The following is a 19,192-nucleotide window of genomic DNA, read 5'->3' as shown; positions in this document are numbered from 1 at the left end:
TTTGTGAAGCAATGTGGTGGGACTAGTGCGATTCGAACGCACGACCTTCGGATTAGGAGTCCAACGCTCTATCCTGCTGAGCTATAGTCCCGTGTTTCCTACCATTCATGTAAAGTTATAGCAAAAAATCCTTTCTTTTCTAGATTTCTTGCATAACCAATTTATGACGACAAAAAACATTTCTGTACTTCTTGAGTATAATGCTATTATATTTAATAACATGGTTTAAGTAAGATTAATGCTAGTTAACAATATTGGTTATTTCTATAACAATCAAAACGACTTTGCTTTAAGCAATATAAACATTAAAGTAAAGAAAGGAAATGTTGCATGTTTATTGGGGCATTCTGGCTGTGGCAAGTCAACAATTTTGAAATTAATTGCGGGGATAGAAAATCCAAAATCTGGAACTATTTTTATAAATGATAGGTTAGTTGCAAGTAATAAGGCATCAGTCGCTATAGAGCATAGAAATATCGGATTGATTTTTCAGCATTCTGCATTATTTCCTCATAAAACAGTAGTAGAAAATATAACCTTTGCTATCCGCAGCTCTTCCAAGAGAGAAAAGCACCTAATTGCATTGGAAATCTTGAAGTTACTCAATATAGAAAAATATGAAAATATGTACCCTAACGCCTTATCTGGAGGACAGCAACAATTAGTTGCAATAGCAAGAGTGATGGCACAAAACCCTGATGTTGTGTTGTTAGATGAACCATTTTCTAATTTAGATATACTGCTCAAGTGCCGAATAAGACAACATATATTGTCCCTTTTTAGAAGTAAAAATATCCCTGTGCTAATGGTAACTCATGACCCGCAAGAAGCATTGAAAGTTGCAGATTTTATCTACGTAATGAAAAATGGTAAAATTATTCAATCAGGAGTTTCTAGCGATATATACCATAAGCCTAAAGATGATACGCTAGCAAAGTTTTTTAGTGAGCTCTCTTCTACTCTACAGTTAAGCGAAAAGTTTCCACTTATTCGCTGCAAGAAAATAATCTAGTTTGGGATTGTTATAAAATAATTAAAAAACCTTGATTTATAATTAAATAAAGGTGATATAATCTATGTGTTACTTGACTTCAGTCAAGTTTTAATATTTAAAGGTCAATATTTTAAATGGAGGTGAAAATGAGTTTAGGACCATGGCAATTGTTTCTAGTCTTAATAATAATTTTAGTTCTGTTTGGTGCAGGCAGATTACCGCAAGTTATGGGTGATTTAGGAAAAGGCATCAAAAACCTTAAACAGGAGCTTAAGGACTCAGAAAAATTATCGTCTAATGAACCAGATCGTTAGCGTCCTCATACTTCGTGACATGCACCTTAGTGCATGTCATCTGTTTAAAAACTTAGTCAGGTTAAAGAATGAAAGAGATGAAGTGTTGGTATGAAATAAATAACAAATATTGAAATACAGCAACAACTATGTTAGCTTAAGAGGAATATTTTATTAAAGGATAATTGTGCAAAAAAGTGAGAAACTAACTAAAGATAAAAAACTAGCTTCTGATATTCTAAAAGAGGTTGCAGATACCAATAACAATGATAGCAATAAAGTAACTTTGTTTGACATTAAAACAGCTTTGCATGAGCGCGGTTTTGGTATTTTAATAATCATCTTCTCCTTGCCGCTATCGGTGCCTATACCGGTTCCACCTGGTTATACAACTATTCTTTCTATACCTTTAATCTTATTCTCACTGCAGCTTCTATTTGGATTTGATTCTCCTTGGATGCCCAGTTGGCTAGAAAGAAGATCTTTTCAGCGTTCAACACTAGCTCTTGTGGTAGAGAAAACTTCCCCTGTATTAGAAAAAATAGAAAAATTCATGAAGCCAAGACTGTCTTTCATTTTCTATGGGCCTGGTGAGAAGATTCTGGCTTTTATGATGTTGCTTTGTGCAATAATAATAGCTCTTCCATTACCTTTTACTCACTTCCTTCCTGCAATTGGCACAACTCTTATTTCACTTAGCATTATGAGTAAAGACGGGTTTCTATCCATATTGGGAGTTTTAGTATCATTGTGCGCGTTGTTGCTTACTCTTGTTGTAATAGTCAAAGGACCACAACTTATAACCGGAGCACTTTCTCTTCTTAAAAGCTTTACAACACTTTAACAAAAGAACGAATTACTAGCGCAAAATGAATAATGCATATTGAAATAAAACAATAATTGTGTTAAGAATTATTTTTATCAAAGGTTTTTCGTGTCAAAAAATGATAAGTTGACTAAAAGTGATAAATTAGCTTCTGATATTCTAAAAGAGGTTGCAGACACCAATAACAATCATAGCGACAAAGTAACTTTGTTTGACATTAAAACAGCTTTGCATGAGCGCGGTTTCGGTATTTTAATAATCATCTTCTCCTTGCCGCTATCGGTGCCTATACCGGTTCCACCTGGTTATACAACTATTCTTTCTATACCTTTAATCTTATTCTCACTGCAGCTTTTATTTGGATTTGATTCTCCTTGGATGCCCAGTTGGCTAGAAAGAAGATCTTTTCAGCGTTCAACACTAGCTCTTGTGGTGGAAAAAACTTCTCCAGCATTAAAAAAAATAGAAAAGTTCATGAGACCAAGAATGTCTTTTATTTTCTATGGGCCCGGTGAAAAAATTTTAGCTTTTATAATGCTGCTTTGTGCGTTATCAATAGCTCTTCCACTACCTCTTACTAACTTTATTCCTGCAATTGGTACGACTCTTATTTCACTTGGTATTATGAGTAAAGATGGGTTTCTATCCATATTGGGAGTTTTAATATCATTGTGTGGGCTATTGCTTACTCTTGTTGTAGTAGTCAAAGGGCCACAACTTATCATTGGAGCATTTTCTTTTCTCAAAAGCTTCGTATATGGTTAGGCTTTACAATACCTTAACAAAAAAAAAGGAACTTTTTACACCAATCGATAAAGATCATGTGAAAATGTATGTTTGCGGACCAACAGTATATGACACAGCACATATAGGCAATGCACGGTCTGTTGTTGTGTATGATGTGTTATTTCAGCTACTTAAGTTTTGTTATGGCAAAGTTACCTATGTGCGTAACATAACCGACATTGATGATAAGATAATTAATGCAGCAAGTGAAAAAAATAGCAACATAGAAAGTATCAGCACATATTACACCAAGGCTTTTCATGAAGATATGAGAAGCATAAATTGTGCAGAGCCAACACACGAGCCAAAAGCAACGAAAAACATAAATTATATTATAGAATTAATTGAACATTTGCTGCAATCGGGCCACGCTTATGAATCTGACAAACACGTGTATTTTAATATAGAATCTTACCATGAATATGGTGCTTTATCAGGAAAAAAAACTGATGAATTGGTTCCAGGTAGCAGAGTTGAAGTTAATGAAAATAAAAAGCACCCGGGAGATTTTGTGCTGTGGAAGCCTGCAAGTGATATTGACTACAAACTTTCAAGTTATTGGGATAGCCCATGGGGAGAGGGCAGGCCTGGATGGCATATAGAATGCTCAGCAATGTCATATGCTTACCTTGGCAAAGATTTTGATATTCATGGTGGCGGCATAGATTTACAATTTCCTCACCATGAAAATGAAATTGCACAGAGTAAGTCTGCATTTGCTGGATCAATGTTTGCAAAATACTGGATACATAACGGCTTTCTTACAGTAAATGAAGAAAAAATGAGCAAGTCCTTATTTAATATAGTCAAAGTAAGAGATTTGCTAGATAGTGGAATAAAGGGTGAAGTAATACGCTATGCACTGCTCAAAACTCACTACAGAAAACCACTTGATTGGACAGAAAACGTTATTTCTGATGCACAGGAAACCTTAAACAAATTTTATCGGTTATTACGTGGTTTAGATATAACGAATATTGATGAAAGTAACGCAGAGATTTCTAAAGATTTTATAGACGCTTTAAAAAACGACTTAAACATTCCTGAAGCTCTAGCTATATTACATGAAATGGCTACAAAAATTAATAAAACGAGTAATGAAAATGAGAAGCTTAAATTAACTGAGAGTTTTGTTAAAAGTGCCAGATTTATTGGTCTTCTTGAGTCAAGTTATGAAAAGTGGTTTGCTGTGGATGTAAATCATCAAGAAATAGAAAGGTTGATAGACTTAAGAAAAATTGCAAAAAAAAATAAAAATTACGATACTGCAGACAAAATAAGAAATCAGTTGAAACAAATGGGGATTACAATTTCTGACAATGAAGATGGTACAACAACCTGGTAAACTCATATGGAAAATTACTTTCTGTTATTCACAGATAGTCTAGTATCATCATTAGTCTTACCCATACATCAAGGTTTTGTGTTCAATACCATGCTTTATTTCAGGTCGTATCACACTCCACTACTTATGTTATTTTTTGGAGTACTAGGATCAAGCCTTGGTGGAATAGTTAACTGGTACTTAGGTAGAATAACAATCTCTATACGAAAATCATACCACAAACTAGAGAACGAGCATAAAACACCAAAAATCGTAAGAAATCTACTGATTTGTGCAGTTGCATTACTTTCATGGGTGCCAGCACTTGGAAGTGTGATTCAAATTTTATCAGGTTATTTTAAGTTAAACCTTTATATCCTTGCCCCTTTAATCATTCTATCTAATTTCTTCTATTTATTATATCTAATACTTACTTTTGGAGTATAACAGCTATAGTACTACAGCCATTAAAGCCCACTTCTGTCATCCTATGCCCTGATAGAAGCGGAGCTATAAATTAAATGCAAAATTTCAGTAGTCACAGGATGGATGCACCATGAGCTAAAAGCCATTCCACAAGATCCCTATGATCAAAATCAGTGGCATAATGTAATGCTGTCATTCCCCTATTATTCTTAGCATTAACATCTGCTTTGCGTTTTAGTAGCACTCTAGCCGTGTCAAAATTTCCCATAATAGCAGCAAAGTGTAGCGGAGTGTTGCCATTTTCATCTTTAGCGTTAACATCATCCCCTTCTTTAATGAAGTATTTTGTTAATTTTTCACTTCCAATTTTAGCAGCATGGTGCAGTGGAGTTTTATTGCATTCGTTCTTAACACTAACATTTGTGGTGTGTTTCAATAGTGTCTTAGCTAAAGCAACCATACACATCCCATCGTCAATAGAATTTGTATCACGAGCTGAAAGTAACTCCACAAGTTCTTGGTGATCAAAATCAGTGGCATAATGCAATGCTGTCATTCCCCTATTATTCTTAGTATCAACATCTGCATTGTGTTTTAGTAGCACTCTAGCCGTGTCAAAATTTCCCATAATAGCAGCAAAGTGTAGCGGAGTGTTGCCATTTTCATCTTTAGCGTTAACATCGGCACCTTTTTCAATGAGGCATTCTATCGTTTCTATACTTCCACTTCTAGCAACATAGTGCAGCGAAATTCTATTTTGTTCGTTCTTAACATTAACATCTACATTATGTTCTAATAGTACCTTAGCTACGGCAACCCTACCCATCTTAGTAGCAAGATGTAGCGAAGTATCGCCATCTTTATCCTTAGCATTAACATCTGCATTATGTTTTAATAGTACCTTAGCCACGTCAACCCTATACATCATAGTAGCCCAGTGTAACGCAGTGAAGCCACTTTCATCTTTAGCGTTAATGTCCGCCCCTTTGCCTATAAGGTATTCTACTATATCAACCCTTCCATCATAAACAGCCTGATGTAACGGAGTGATACCATATCTGCTCTTAGCATTGACGTCTGCACCCTTATTGATAAAATATTGCACTATGTCCAATCCTCCACTCTCAACAGCTGAACACAATGGAGTGCTGTCAGATCCATCCCTAGCATTAACAACACAATTAAATTTATCTGGGTGTTTTTCTTCCATATGTGTTAATACGCACCTAACTGCCTCATAACTGCCACTTTCGGCAAGTGAATGCAACGGCGTATATTTCCATCTACCATAAATAGGATTAAAGTAAAATTCGTCAATTAACTCACCATACTTACTCACATATCCCCAAACAGATGCAACAATAGAATTATCTATTAATACATCATAACTGTTTATCAATTCTAGAGCTTTCCTTAAGACCTCTTCTTCTCGGCCTTTCTCTTGTAATTTTAATCTAGTCACCTTTTGCACTAGTCTGTAAATATTTACTACTCCTTTCCTTAATTTAATCATTGAATATCGATTAAGTAACTCAACAGCATTCCACAACGCTTCTTTATCATTAGCTACTTGCTGTGAAAAGATTTCTTCTATATAAATCTCATTAGGAGAAAAATAGGCCATTATCTCGAGAATGCTCAATGCTTCCGGCCCAAATTTTTTTTGCACTATAGCATCAATTGTAATTTTCCAAGTTATGAAAGTTGCCTTAGCATAACGATCACTTTTATATTCGGACTTAAAGTCAAGTAGCTTCTCTGCTATCTTTTCACACTTTTTCAGATAGCCACCAACTCTAATCCTTTTTCTACCCCTATGACTAAATACAATATTTTCTTCACTAATATATGTAACCGCTAGTTTTAAAGCCAATTGGGAATATTGTAGTTCCTGTGCCAGCTTTTTTATTTCCTTATTCTGTAAATTGTTTTCTATATTCAAAGCCCTTTTAACAAATTCTAAAGCTTCTATTTCATCAAATTCATCTAATTCTTCTATATCTCCTTCTTCTCTCGCTTTCGATTTTTTGTCACGAGGACCATAAGGTTTCTTATGGGGCCTCTGCTTGTTATTTTGCGCTGTTACAGCTGCATGTATTTCATTCAGTGTTTTACTATCCTTACGCTGTTGTTTTGCTATTTTATCAATTCCTTTATTCCCTTTCTTTACCCCTCGTTCTATCCCACATAGAGTGCTGGCCCATAGCTCCACTTTTTGGAAAAATTCTTTTCCTTCTTCTGGTGTGAGAAAACGCCCTCTTTTATCCTTCATCCAATTTGATATCATTGTGGAAAGGGCATTGAGAACGGAGTCATTATCACCAAAGTATTTGAACCTTCTGGCCAAGTCATCATTTATCTCATTTCTGATTAACTTTTCTAGCTCAACATCACTAGGCAAATTCACTACAAACACTAGCTCATTTAAAAAGCCTTTTATTTCTTCATCGCTTACTTCCCTATCTTCAGCACTCATCCTTTGCTTTAAGTATTGAGCAATATTATTACGTAAGTCTCTAAGCTTATATTTTGCACTATCGCCTATATTCAGAAACTCATCCTGTGTTTCTATTTTTTCGACTGTAATTCCCTTGCTTGCTAGACTTTCATAGTCAAAATCAACATTTATAACAATAAAAAAATCCTTTATTTTATCCTTGAATTCTTCATTACCTTGAATTTCTAAAAAGGCAGCAAAATGTTTTACTAAGTTAAGTTCACCACTTTTTGTCAATAAGTCGCCTACACAGATCTTCTTGCTGCCATCTTGTTTATGTTTAACTTGTATAAGCATACATACTGTTGTCCCATTTTGCTCATACCGGAAAACAATATCGTCAAAACCTGCAGCTGAACTCATTTCCGTGGCTAAGCGGAAAAAGTACTTTCTATTCACTGCACGTCTAAAAAACAGCATTAGCCACAATTTTTGATAGTCAATACCATGAATAAAGTTTTTCGCCCCTCCAGTAGGATAAGTTTCAGGCATCCTCAACCTCACATAATTTTAAAAATAGTACCAACAAATGGTAAAAAAGTTATATGTCATGATATACAGATATCGTAGCGTAAATCTGAGAATATCTACGAGATGTGCTGTTATGTAAATAAAAAAATGTGACTAATTACTTAATCTCTTACTCAAAATTGAATTCACCACATCAGGGCTGGCTTTTCCTTTGGTAAGTTTCATAACTTCGCCGACAAAGAATCCGTATAATCTTGTTTTACCGCTTTTGTATTCTTGAACTTTATCTTGGTTGCTATTGATGATTGTGTCGATAATTTCCGATATTTGACCTCTATCGGTTATTTGCTTTAGGTCCTGCTCTTCTATGATGAGAGATGCAGGTTTGCCAGTTTCAAACATACTATCGAATACCTGCTTGCCAAGTTTAGCAGAGATTGTTCCATCAACGATAAAATCTAAGAGTTCGGACAAAGCATTTGCTTTGATTGGGGAGCTCACAATATCAATATTTGCTTTATTTAAACGACCGAAAAGCTCTACAGTTAACCAGGTGACCGCGAGCTTTGAATCATGTTTTTTTATCAATTCCTCAAAGTAATCAGCAATCGCCTTATCGGAAGTAATGACGTTTGCATCGTATTCGTTGATACCCAATTCCTCAATGTATCGCAGCTTTTTTTGATCTGGCAACTCAGGCAAAGATGATTTAATAGAATCGATTTTATCCTGGCTTACCTCAACAGGTAATAAATCAGGCTCAGGGAAGTATCTATAGTCGCTTGCATCTTCTTTGTTTCGCATCACTTTTGTTTTTCCCGAAGCAACATCAAACAATAAGGTATCTTGACTTATTTCTTCCCCACTTTCTAAAATTTCAATTTGTCTTTGTATTTCATAGTCTATAGCTTGCACAATATAACGTATCGAGTTCAGATTTTTTATCTCACAACGAGTGCCAAGTGCGCTACTGCCTTTTAGGCGGACAGAAACATTTGCATCACAACGAAGTGATCCCTTTTCCATATCACCATCACACGAACCAATGTAACGCAAAATCTGCCTCAATTTTTTCATGCATTCTGCAGCTTCCGCAGATGAACGGAGATCTGGTTCTGAAACAATTTCCATTAAAGCAACCCCTGCACGATTTAAATCTACATAAGTTTTGCTTTCCTCATGAACGCTCTTTCCTGCATCTTGCTCTAAATGAATTCTCGCAATTCTTATTTCTTTTTCATTGTCGTTGATAAATACTCTACCGTTTTTAACTATTGGCTCAAAAAACTGAGTTATCTGGTAACCTTGCGGTAAATCAGGATAAAAATAATTTTTCCGATCAAAGTAAGAATACTTATTAATTTCTGCAGAAAGTGCAAGACCAGTGCGTATTGCTTGCTCTATGCAGTAATAATTTAGTATTGGCAGCGTACCTGGCATTGCCGCATCAACTAGAGAAACTTGAGTGTTATGCTCAGCACCAAATTCCGTTGATGAGCTAGAAAATAGCTTCGTATTAGAAGAAACTTGAGCATGCACCTCAAGCCCAATTACCGCTTCCCAATCCTCTTTCGTCATGTATTTTATTTAAATGATAATCTTAATATTCTGCAAAATTAGCACAAAAAGTCAAAACAAAACTCATGTTAGCTAAGTGGTATGCAGATTGTTTTACCCATAGAAACGGGTTAAATGCAAAAGATTACTTGACAAGCTTCGCCAGCCCTCTTATCATAAAATTGAAGCTATTTATTTATCTTCTCTGTACAGATTAAATGACAAAAAAACTCACGTATCTGGCGTCTCATGTTTAATTTTTTGCACTATGTGCACCTTATGTCTTTATAAAACTTCTACCTACATAAGCTGAAACGCGCTTATAAAGCGTTTAAAACATAAAAAAACGCCAACTTAAAAAATGGATAGTGAATAACTAGCTACCCTAGGGTTTCTTTTGCCTTTTTTTCTGTTTAGTAAATTTCTTAACGTTTATAATTTAGATTAGTTGCGGTTTAAAAGCAACTGAATCGCGGTTATTAAGTGTTTAGAATAAAAAAACGCCATACTTGAAAGTATAATGTAAGTAATTAGCCAACCACGGGGCTTCTTTTGCCTTTTTTTTCGTTTGGTAAATTTCTTAATGTTTGTAGCTAAACGATAACCGTCATCCCGCTACTTGTTAGCGGCCGAGATACCGCGAATGAATCGCGGTATGACGTAGGATTGCTGTCATTCCAGTGCCAAGCACTGGGATCCAGCCTTTATTATTTGGTTGAAATTAAGTCTTCTGGATCCCAGTGTCAGCTACTTGGATGACACCATTCTTTTTCCTGGATTCCAGTGTCTGGGCACTGGAATGACATCCTCCCTTGTGGAGATTGCTCTCAAATCACAATGTTCGTACAGCTATGCAAACACAAAGGTGTCATTCCAGCGCGTGACGCTGGAATCCAGTTGAGCTATTTCAACAAAAATACTACATTTTGAGATGAACGTTCCAGACTTATTTACAAGTATAACAATTAAAGTCTGGATTCCAGTGTCAAGCACTGGAATGACATCATAGGGGCACTGCCCTTTTGGATGGAAACCAGTGTCAGCTACTTAGATGATACCTTTTTTCTACTTAGTTTGGGTTATGCAAGAAGTCTATTGCATTCCTGAGCAATTTGATTCATTATTCTTTTTGTAAAAAATTTTCTTAACTTTCTCTCCACTTTTTTGGTAAGGTCACTTTAAAGGAAGTCTAATAGATGCTACATAGAAATCCAGATGAGTTTCTAAAGTCTATTCCAAAAGATAAGCGCATAATGTGCCTTGACATGGGAGAAAAGCAAATAGGCATAGCATTCAGTGATAAAACACAGCTTATAGCCACAGCTCATAGTATATATTACAGGAAAAATATGAGCAAAGATTTAGGTTATCTGCATAGAATATTCAAAGAAAATGAATCTGGATCAATGGTAATAGGACTACCATTAAAAATGGACGAGCAAGAAACTAAATGGTGTAAAACTATAATCCAATTCGCAAATAAAATAATAAAAAAATATAAAGTAAATATATACTTACAAGACGAAAGCTTCTCAACATCTATCGCAACTCATACACTAAAAATTACTGGAATATCAATCACAAAATCGAAAAAAATAGATGATAAAATCTCCGCATGTATTATTTTGCAACGAACGTTAGACAAGATAAATACAATCAAATAGTTTTTCCAGATCTGGAAATCTTCAAACTGAATCCCATATAAAAGTTACTCAACAAAACAAGAACCTTTCGTATAAGCATGACAAATTGCTACAGCAAGAGCGTCAGCAGCATGGTGGCATTTTATACTCAAATTTTTAACTATTTGCTTCACCATAAATATCATCTGATCCTTATCAGCATGGCCATTTCCGGTAATGCTTTTTTTTACATAGTTTGCATCATATTCATTCATAGTTAGCTTTGTTATTTTTAACGCTAAAATTACAACCCCTCTTGCATATCCTAAAGTTAGTGAAGATTTAGGATTTTTATTAACAAAAATTTTCTCCACCGCAGCTTCATTCGGAGAGTATAGGGAAATTACTTTCTTTAATTGTTCAAAAATTGTATGTAGGCGTTCACCTGTACCCAATTTACCATCAGTTGATATGGTACCGCCGCCCAAAAATTCAATATTATTTTTTTCGTTCAGGCTGATAATGGCCCACCCAGTCTTGCTTATTCCTGGATCTAGACCTATTATTTTAACCACTTAATAAACGCTTAACCAATAGACAAACAAAAATAAAAATATCCAGACTACATCTACAAAGTGCCAATACCAGGAGGCAAACTCAAAGCACAAATGGTCCTGAAGTGTAAATTGGCCTTTCCGTGCTCTAAATAAACACACTGATAAAAATATTATTCCTATTATAACGTGTGCGCAGTGAAAACCGGTAATCATATAAAAATTGGATGTATAAATAAGCTTTTCTCCTGTTTCTTGTAGAGAAAAACTCGCTTCATGATACTCTATTGCTTGCACTATTATAAAAAAAACCCCAAGCAATATAGTTATGGACAGCATTTTAATCATGCTCTTTTTATCGTTTTCGAGTAAAGAGTGATTTGCCCAAGTAATTGTTGTACCAGAAAGCAATAATATTAACGTATTCATGAATGGTAGTGACCACGGATCAGGCGGCAAAATTCCCTCAGGGGGCCATTCAACTTTTTTTGCAGGAGAAAACGCCTCAAATAAAAAAACTGGATCAAGCCAGGCTTTAAAGAATGAACAAAAGAACACTATAAAAAATACGACCTCCGAGAGAATAAATAAGTACATTGCAAATTTGAGTCCATGTTTTACAATGGCAGTGTGACATTTGTCATAAATGGCCTCCCTTATTACATCTCTCCACCAATAAAACAGCACCCCTGATACTGCGGAGATTCCCAAAACTAAACAAAACATTCCGACAATTTGTTTATGAAGCGCGCCAACTAATCCAAGTGCAAGAATAAGAATTGCTGCTGATACAGCAATTGGCCAAGGGCTTGGATCCACTAAATGAAAATCATGTTCTTTACTTTTCATAGCATTTTAAAAAATACTTATTAAGGATACAAATTAGCTTAAAATTGTCAATGTTCCTTAGGAAATTGATTGAATCTTGAAAAATTATATGCACCGTTCAAAAAATCTAACACAAATTGTGCAGTTATTCTAAACAACTCAAGCATTCTGCTCTTTTCGTTTTCTCTTGCTCTGCTGCAATATCCATCAACAATATTTTCCAAAATAATGCATCCAGACTTTACTGAATCACTGTAACAAAAATTAAACCAATCCCTATATCTATTATTTTTCTTGAATCTATTTTTCATGCTATCAACGACAGTCTCGTATATAAACATGCAAGAATACAAAACCGTCATAGCCTCATAGGTATTACTATGCGAGATGGATAAAAGAAAATTAGTGAAATTAAAACACTCAAGAGATTTCTTTTCGCGACTTATACCGTACATAGTAAAGTAGTAGTCATATAGCATTCTATTAACAGTCACTACTCTTTGGGCTACTTCAGCAAGCGAGATAATACTACTATAATCTTCCATTTTGGATGCAGTAATTAAGGTGGTACGAATATAATCACCTAAGAACAACGTCTTTTGTTGAGCATAGAATTTGAAGTTCTCTATATTTAGGGTGTTATTCGCTAACTCAACATTAAAAGGATGCTCAATTATATCCTTTAAAAGATTTGACCCGTAACAGCTCCTAATTATGCCACTGAACACTGTAGTTACCGATAAAAGATCAAGTTAACGTAAATAATCCGCTGCTAATATTCTTTGCTAGATATATTAGAGTAATATGCCTCATCCCAAAACATTATTTCTAATTCCAGCCCTTTCTTAAAAAACTCATACATCCTCTTTTTTTCACAGTCACTAGCTTTTTTATATAGCTTATTTGTAATATCAGTAACCTCATCAATTACAGCATTTACTGTTTCGCTACTATAAATGTTGATCCACTCTTTGTATTTGTTATTTTTAACCCCTTTAGTTGTTATCTCATTTACCATATGGCGTATAACGATTTGGTATATGTTAAAGCAAGAATAAGATGCTACTAAAGCTTCATTAACAGAATTGTGATATGCGGCACTCATGAAAAAGTCAGTAAAGGCAGAACAAGCTCTTGACTTTTTGTGATCATCAGATAGATCACAATCTTCAAAATATTTTTTATACTGTTCTCGAACATAAAATGCTCCTTGTGCCAAATTGATTAAACTACTCATCATTTCAATATCATCAACTCTAGCTGCAACAATTAAAAAAGCACGAGCGCAATCTATACAATACAGAAAATCCTGCTGAAGGTAGAATTTGAATTTTTCATAATCTAATGTATTATTTATCAATTCAACATTAAAAGGGTGTTCTTTTATTTTATCAATAAGATCAGAAAACTCTTTTACAATTACGTTGTACAGTTCTCCTTCTATTTCGTTATACACTTTATAAGCCTCACAATAAAAATTGAATATAAAAATTATTACTAATGTGGTATAATTATTATGAAAAAGCGTGCTATGCTTTAACAATAAGCTAGTATATAAATATGGGGCTGTAAATCAAAAATTTTAGCAATCTAAAGAAATTTTACTATTACCTTCTATATTGAATTCTCTACAAAGATCAGCAGATAAGTCCATGTTTTCCCAAGAAAATCCACCGTCCCTTTCCGACTGTTTACCAAAATGTCCATAACAGGCTGTACGTTTATATATAGGATGATTAAGCGATAAATGCTTGATTATGCCTTTTGTTGATAAATCTATATTATTCTCGATAAACTTTTTAATTACTCTTTCCTCTACCTTATTCGCACCAAATGTATCAATATAGAATGAAGTAGGTTTTGATACACCAATTGCATAAGAAAGCTGCACAAGACAACGTTCAGCCAAACCTGCAAAGACAATATTTTTAGCAAGATATCTTGCCATATAAGCCGCAGATCTATCAACTTTGGTTGCATCTTTTCCGGAAAACGCTCCTCCACCGTGTGGAATATAACCTCCATAAGTATCAACCATAATTTTTCGTCCGGTTAATCCACAATCACTAACCGGTCCACCAATAACAAATCTACCAGTTGGATTGACTAAGAGATTTTCCTCAGGACACATCCATCCTTCAGGTAAAGATGAAACTATGTAAGGGTAAATTATTTCTTTTACTTTTGATTGATCCAAATCCTCAGGGTGCTGTATTGAGACAATAATACTTTCAGCACGTACCGGGAGGTTATTCTCATATGCCAAAGTGATTTGTGACTTTGCATCTGGACCAAGTTTTGCTTCTTTAACTGCGCTCATGATATTTTTCAGAGTCGAGTGTGCATAAAAAATGGGTGCCGGCATAAGGTTTTCTGTCTCTGTTGTTGCATAGCCATACATTATGCCCTGATCTCCAGCACCTTGATCCAACCCTATTGCAATGTCATTTGATTGCTCATGCAGCAATATATTTACTTTCACTTTTCTCCAGTGGAACCCATCGTGCTTGTAACCAATATCTTTTATTGTATTCCGTACAATACTTTCAATCCTGCTATTTTTGATGTTAGGCCCAAACACTTCCCCAGCTATAATAACGTTATCTTTGGTGACTAAAGTCTCTATTGCAGCTCGCGCAAAAGGATCAGTAAAAAGGTACTCATCAAGTATTGCATCTGAAATTTGATCTGCTACTTTATCTGGATGACCAGCCGCCACTGATTCACTGGTTACTAAATTTTTATATAAACTCATGTTTTTGCTTATACAATATCAAAACCGCTATAGAAAACACAGTTAGTAACTACTAAATGGTGGGTCTGGGAAGAGTTGAACCTCCGACCTCACGCTTATCAGGCGTGCGCTCTAACCACCTGAGCTACAGACCCATGATTTATTCAAGCTGAAGCTTTCATATTATCTGTAGGCACGATATCAATAAAAGTCTTTTTATTTGCTGACCTTCTAAAGCTGACCCAGCCTTCTATTTTAGCAAAAATCGTATGATCTTTACCTATACCAACATTCTTTCCAGGATGGAATTTTGTGCCTCTTTGGCGCACAATTATGTTACCAGGAATAACCTTCCCATTCTTCTTTATTCCTAACCTACGACCTGCTGAATCTCTACCATTACAGGAACTACCACCTGATTTTTTAGTTGCCATATTTTACCTCTTACTTTTGAAGATTAATTTCATTGATACGAAGAACAGTTATATACTGCCTATGACCAGTTTTCCTACGGTAATTTTTTCTTCTTTTCTTCTTAAAGATTATAATTTTTTCTCCTCTACACTGCTCCAATACTTCAGCTTTAACAGTAGCATTAGATGAATAAGATAAGCCATTATTTGAAATACAAATCACCTTATTGATTTCCACCTCTTTTTTTTCTTCAGCTTCTAACTTCTCTACCTTTATTATACTGCCTTCTTTTACTAAATATTGCTTTCCACCAGTCTCAATTACTGCAAACATGATAAATATAAATTATTGTTATTAACTTTAATCGTAAACGATGTCATATATACTGTCAATATAAATAAAAAGCACGACTTAACGTTCTTTTTGAGCTACTTAAATACTTCTATCTGTTTTCATCTTTTATCTACCTTTTCTCAGACAGTAGACTTCTTGCATAACCTAAGCAGAAAAAAGGCAAATAGTTATTATAGCTCTAAGTTTACCGACACCGTCATGCAAGTAGCCCCTTCTCCTGTCATCCGAGTAGCTGACACTGGTTTACCTTATGATGATGTCATGAAAGTAGCTGACACTGGAATCCAGCCTTTTCATCCAAGACGGCAGCGCCTCCTTCTTCTGTCATCCCAGTGCCCAGACACTGGGATCCAGGAAAGTTTGCTTGTGAGCAAGCAAACTAGCATAGAAAGTGGTTACAATATTTTCGATGAGATTATATGGAAAACTGGATCCCAGTGTCAAGCACTGGAATGACATCATAGAGGCACTGGAATGACATCATAGGGGCTCGGGTGACAAAAAAAGGAGCACTGGAATGACACCTTCCTGCCCAATTCATGTTGCTATAAATATTAAGAAATTTACCAAGCGAAAAAAAAGGCAAAAGAAGCCCCGTGGTTATTGTCCGCTTTAAAATATTGGCGTTTTTTATGTTTTAAACGCTTGACAAGCGAAATTCAGCTGCTTTTAATTGCAACTAACCTACGCTGCAAATGTTTAAGAAATTTACCAAGTAGAAAAAAAGACAAAGAATCCCCGAGTTAGCTAGTCTTTTACTATCTCTGTCGAGTATTGGCATTTTTTGATGTCTTGTAACGCTTTATAAGCGCGTTCAGCTTATTTAGATAAAAATCTAGATGTAGATGAAGTTTTGTAAAGACATACAGTATCTATATACTGCAAAAAATTGAACATAAGACGCCGATACATTAAGTAATCCTTACCTTTTAATCTGCAGATTGGCGAAAGCAAATACAATAGCTTCACTGTTATGATAAGGGGGCTGGCGGAGTTTGTCAAGGAAGTTTTTTTGTTTCTATTCCCAATAAAAGTTTGTTATATGGTTATGCAAGAAGTCTAATATTAAAAATGACACAACAACATAATTAAATTAGACTACTTTATTCTCTTAGTTACTTGCTTTTCTCTTGCTATTGCAAGGCTTTTTTCTGGTACATCCTCAACTATAACACTACCTGCTGCAATTACAGATTCATCATGAATATTAAGCGGCGCAATTAGTGAGCTATTGGCGCCAACAAAGCAATTGCTCCCTATATTCGTTTCATGTTTATTTTTCCCATCATAATTACAAACAATAGTGCCTGCTCCTATATTACTCTCCTGCCCTACTTTAGCATTTCCTATATAACTTAAGTGTTTTATTCTAGTGTTTTGACCAACTTCACTTGTTTTCACTTCCACAAAATTTCCTATTTTTGCCTTATTACCAATTGTTGTGTTTCCGCGTATTCTGGTAAATGGACCGACCTCAGCACCACCTTTAATTAAGCAGTTCTCCAAATGCGAAAATGACAGTATTCTTGCACTAGACTCTATTTGTACTCCAGGGCCGAAAAAAACATATGGGTAAATAACTGAATCTCTGGCAATTTGCGTATCAAGAGAAAAGAAAACAGTTTCCGGCGCAACAAGCGTTACTCCGGCGTCGGTAAAAATTTTTCTTTTATTTTCTTGAAAGTAAAATTCAGCTTTTATAAGGTCATTTCTGTTATTTATTCCCGTTGCTTCTTCTCCACCCGTAATAACGTAACCGACATTTAAATTACTCTTCACTGCAATGGAAACTATATCGGTCAAGTAATATTCATGAGTTGAGCTATTGCACTCTATTTTCTCCACCAATTCACGTAAATTCTTTGCACATGCAACCATTATTCCAGCATTGGCAAGAAACTCTTCATGATTATTTTTATCACTCTTTGCTTCTACGATTTCTCTTAAGGAACCATTCTCAATGATTAACCTACCATATTCTTTATTGCTTGCCCTAAAACCTAGGCAAACTAGAGTCTTGCCTTCTAAATAACTAACCATTTTAGTTATTGTGCTGCTTTTTATGAGCGGAGTATCTCCATACTGCACAACAACTATGTTCGAATCTGGCAATTCTTTCAGGTTTCTCATCGCAGTTTTGACTGCATCTCCCGTGCCGAGTGTTGATTCTTGTGTAATTAACTGTATATCCTCAAAGCACTTTAGTCTTTCAATTAAAGGCTGATCAACTACAACAGCAATATTTTCAGGATTTAACTGTTTTGCATTGTAAATGACATGCTGAAGCATGGAAAAATTGCCTATTTCGTGCAGAACCTTAGGCAAATCTGAATTCATCCGCCTGCCATGCCCGGCAGCAAGTATGATAAAAGTATGAGCTTTATTTATCACTTATCTTAAAGATGAAAAATGAAAACCATAATGATCAAGCCAACTGATTTTGTTATCGTAAAAGCTTCTTAGGTCGCTGATTTGATATTTTAGCATCGCAAGCCTTTCTATACCAATGCCAAACGCAAAACCGTTGTATTTAGTATGGTCTATTCCAACATTTTGAAAGACATTTGGATGCACCATACCACATCCAAGCACTTCTATCCATTTACTACCTTTATAACTTATGTCCACTTCCGCAGAGGGTTCAGTAAAAGGAAAAAAACTATTACGAAAACGTATCTTCAGCCCTTTATCTCCAAAAAACTTATTAAGGAAGTGATGAATAGTAAATTTTAACTGGCCCATATTGACGTTTTCATCGACATATAACCCTTCTATCTGGTGAAACATAGGAGTATGAGTTGCATCAAAGTCATTTCTGTATACCCTACCAGGGGCTACTATTTTAATTGGGAATTTTTTTGTTTTTTCCATGGTTCTAATCTGTACAGATGAAGTGTGAGTGCGCAGTACCATTCTTTTATCGTTTATTTTATTCTTTAAGTAGAAGGTATCTTGCTCCTCTCGCGCAGGATGATGACTTGGAGTATTCAGTGCATCAAATACATGAAATTCATCTTCAATATCAGGGCCATCAACTGCTTTAAAACCCATATGTGCAAAAATAAGCTTTACTTCATTTATAACCTTACTGAGTGGATGGACCTTGCCCATTTTTTCTGGTCTAACAGGCAACGTAATATCAACTGCCTCGTTCTGCAATTTAAAGTTAACTTCTTCTGTTTTTAGCACATTTTCCCTATTCATGATAAGATGATCTATCTTATCACGTAAAGCGTTAATAACTGCGCCTAAATCACGCTTTTTCTCTGCATTTTCTATCTTTTTTAAGTTATCAAAATACGCTCTAACTACACCCTTTTTTCCCAAATATAATAGTCTAACTTTTTCTAAATCTTGCAAAAAAGAAGCATTCTCAATTTCGGAAACTGCTTTATCTTCAAGTGAAAGTATGTCATCTAATAACTCTTTATTCATCTTAAAAACGCTGGCTTAAACTTTCATTATAGTGAAATTTTAAATATCATCAACAATCCGAAAAATTGCCCTATTCT

At 35.1% G+C, this 19,192-nt stretch carries 21 protein-coding genes and 2 tRNA genes; 9 read left to right on the top strand and 14 right to left on the bottom strand.

Going from position 1 to position 19,192, the window contains the following annotated elements; genetic code table 11:
• Positions 1-14: 14 nt before the first annotated feature.
• Positions 15-91: transfer RNA gene (locus INQ25_RS03970), tRNA-Arg, on the bottom strand.
• 147 nt (positions 92-238) lie between these two features.
• On the opposite strand from INQ25_RS03970, the gene INQ25_RS03965 reads away from it, so the two are divergent.
• The 6 genes from INQ25_RS03965 to INQ25_RS03940 all read left to right on the top strand — a co-directional run bounded on the left by INQ25_RS03965 (position 239) and on the right by INQ25_RS03940 (position 4,670).
• Positions 239-1,012, top strand: coding sequence for an ABC transporter ATP-binding protein (locus tag INQ25_RS03965; RefSeq protein WP_006280146.1), 774 nt, complete (start codon positions 239-241; stop codon positions 1,010-1,012).
• Positions 1,013-1,140: 128 nt separating this feature from the next.
• Positions 1,141-1,308 carry a twin-arginine translocase TatA gene (tatA, locus tag INQ25_RS03960; RefSeq protein WP_006013840.1) on the top strand — a complete coding sequence of 56 codons (168 nt, stop codon included), beginning with the start codon at positions 1,141-1,143 and terminating at the stop codon, positions 1,306-1,308.
• Between the two features lie 166 nt (positions 1,309-1,474).
• Positions 1,475-2,131, top strand: coding sequence for an exopolysaccharide biosynthesis protein (locus tag INQ25_RS03955; protein WP_010962397.1), 657 nt, complete (start codon positions 1,475-1,477; stop codon positions 2,129-2,131).
• A 90-nt stretch (positions 2,132-2,221) separates the two neighbouring features.
• Positions 2,222-2,878 (top strand): exopolysaccharide biosynthesis protein, encoded by a 657-nt coding sequence (locus INQ25_RS03950; RefSeq protein ID WP_213863107.1) that lies wholly within the window; start codon positions 2,222-2,224, stop codon positions 2,876-2,878.
• A complete protein-coding gene (gene cysS / locus INQ25_RS03945; protein WP_213863106.1) occupies positions 2,871-4,244 on the top strand; it encodes a cysteine--tRNA ligase in 1,374 nt (457 codons plus the stop codon). The genes INQ25_RS03950 and cysS overlap by 8 nt, the downstream gene beginning before the upstream one ends.
• Positions 4,245-4,250: 6 nt before the next feature.
• Positions 4,251-4,670, top strand: coding sequence for a YqaA family protein (locus INQ25_RS03940; protein ID WP_077188498.1), 420 nt, complete (start codon positions 4,251-4,253; stop codon positions 4,668-4,670).
• A 91-nt stretch (positions 4,671-4,761) separates the two neighbouring features.
• On the opposite strand, the gene INQ25_RS03935 is transcribed toward INQ25_RS03940, so the two are convergent.
• Both INQ25_RS03935 and gatB read right to left on the bottom strand, forming a co-directional pair.
• Positions 4,762-7,638, bottom strand: coding sequence for an ankyrin repeat domain-containing protein (locus INQ25_RS03935; RefSeq protein ID WP_213863105.1), 2,877 nt, complete (start codon positions 7,636-7,638; stop codon positions 4,762-4,764).
• Positions 7,639-7,770: 132 nt separating this feature from the next.
• Positions 7,771-9,195: an Asp-tRNA(Asn)/Glu-tRNA(Gln) amidotransferase subunit GatB gene (gene gatB / locus INQ25_RS03930; protein WP_213863104.1), complete on the bottom strand. Its 1,425-nt coding sequence runs from the start codon at positions 9,193-9,195 to the stop codon at positions 7,771-7,773.
• A 694-nt stretch (positions 9,196-9,889) separates the two neighbouring features.
• Here gatB and INQ25_RS03925 point away from each other — a divergent pair.
• Both INQ25_RS03925 and ruvX read left to right on the top strand, forming a co-directional pair.
• Positions 9,890-10,075 (top strand): hypothetical protein, encoded by a 186-nt coding sequence (locus INQ25_RS03925; protein ID WP_138264918.1) that lies wholly within the window; start codon positions 9,890-9,892, stop codon positions 10,073-10,075.
• A gap of 295 nt (positions 10,076-10,370) precedes the next feature.
• Positions 10,371-10,838 carry a Holliday junction resolvase RuvX gene (ruvX, locus tag INQ25_RS03920; RefSeq protein WP_213863103.1) on the top strand — a complete coding sequence of 156 codons (468 nt, stop codon included), beginning with the start codon at positions 10,371-10,373 and terminating at the stop codon, positions 10,836-10,838.
• A 44-nt stretch (positions 10,839-10,882) separates the two neighbouring features.
• On the opposite strand, the gene ruvC is transcribed toward ruvX, so the two are convergent.
• The 8 genes from ruvC to rplU all read right to left on the bottom strand — a co-directional run bounded on the left by ruvC (position 10,883) and on the right by rplU (position 15,659).
• Positions 10,883-11,371, bottom strand: coding sequence for a crossover junction endodeoxyribonuclease RuvC (ruvC, locus tag INQ25_RS03915; protein WP_015588791.1), 489 nt, complete (start codon positions 11,369-11,371; stop codon positions 10,883-10,885).
• Positions 11,372-12,199, bottom strand: coding sequence for a cytochrome c oxidase subunit 3 (locus INQ25_RS03910; protein ID WP_213863102.1), 828 nt, complete (start codon positions 12,197-12,199; stop codon positions 11,372-11,374).
• A 47-nt stretch (positions 12,200-12,246) separates the two neighbouring features.
• Complete coding sequence (locus INQ25_RS03905) at positions 12,247-12,906, bottom strand: TenA family protein (protein WP_010962391.1); 660 nt, start codon at positions 12,904-12,906, stop codon at positions 12,247-12,249.
• 44 nt (positions 12,907-12,950) lie between these two features.
• On the bottom strand, positions 12,951-13,634 hold the full coding sequence (locus INQ25_RS03900) for a TenA family protein (protein WP_038249063.1): 684 nt from the start codon (positions 13,632-13,634) through the stop codon (positions 12,951-12,953).
• 126 nt (positions 13,635-13,760) lie between these two features.
• Positions 13,761-14,933 carry a methionine adenosyltransferase gene (gene metK, locus INQ25_RS03895; protein ID WP_213863101.1) on the bottom strand — a complete coding sequence of 391 codons (1,173 nt, stop codon included), beginning with the start codon at positions 14,931-14,933 and terminating at the stop codon, positions 13,761-13,763.
• Positions 14,934-14,990: 57 nt separating this feature from the next.
• Positions 14,991-15,067: transfer RNA gene (locus INQ25_RS03890), tRNA-Ile, on the bottom strand.
• Between the two features lie 9 nt (positions 15,068-15,076).
• Positions 15,077-15,346, bottom strand: a complete 270-nt coding sequence (gene rpmA / locus INQ25_RS03885; RefSeq protein ID WP_006279564.1) for a 50S ribosomal protein L27 — start codon at positions 15,344-15,346, stop codon at positions 15,077-15,079.
• Between the two features lie 10 nt (positions 15,347-15,356).
• Complete coding sequence (gene rplU, locus INQ25_RS03880) at positions 15,357-15,659, bottom strand: 50S ribosomal protein L21 (protein WP_182366585.1); 303 nt, start codon at positions 15,657-15,659, stop codon at positions 15,357-15,359.
• Between the two features lie 219 nt (positions 15,660-15,878).
• Between rplU and INQ25_RS06880 the strand changes: the two genes are divergently transcribed.
• Entirely contained in the window at positions 15,879-16,136 is a 258-nt protein-coding gene (locus INQ25_RS06880) for a hypothetical protein (protein ID WP_213863100.1), read from the top strand.
• Here the strand turns inward: INQ25_RS06880 and INQ25_RS06875 are convergent.
• The 3 genes from INQ25_RS06875 to pheS form a co-directional block, all read right to left on the bottom strand.
• Positions 16,096-16,221, bottom strand: coding sequence for a hypothetical protein (locus INQ25_RS06875; protein WP_281410244.1), 126 nt, complete (start codon positions 16,219-16,221; stop codon positions 16,096-16,098). The genes INQ25_RS06880 and INQ25_RS06875 overlap by 41 nt on opposite strands.
• 557 nt (positions 16,222-16,778) lie before the next feature.
• Positions 16,779-18,071 (bottom strand): bifunctional UDP-N-acetylglucosamine diphosphorylase/glucosamine-1-phosphate N-acetyltransferase GlmU, encoded by a 1,293-nt coding sequence (gene glmU / locus INQ25_RS03870; RefSeq protein WP_213863099.1) that lies wholly within the window; start codon positions 18,069-18,071, stop codon positions 16,779-16,781.
• The gene (pheS, locus tag INQ25_RS03865) at positions 18,072-19,115 is read right to left on the bottom strand and encodes a phenylalanine--tRNA ligase subunit alpha (protein WP_213863098.1); all 1,044 of its coding nucleotides are present in this window, start codon (positions 19,113-19,115) and stop codon (positions 18,072-18,074) included.
• Positions 19,116-19,192 lie beyond the last annotated feature (77 nt).

Origin of the sequence: Wolbachia endosymbiont of Rhagoletis cerasi (genome assembly GCF_018454475.1) — a bacterium.
GTDB classification, from domain to species: Bacteria; Pseudomonadota; Alphaproteobacteria; order Rickettsiales; family Anaplasmataceae; genus Wolbachia; species Wolbachia pipientis.
The sequence above is the reverse complement of the archived record's forward strand: the minus strand, read 5'-3'. Positions and strand labels throughout refer to the sequence as shown.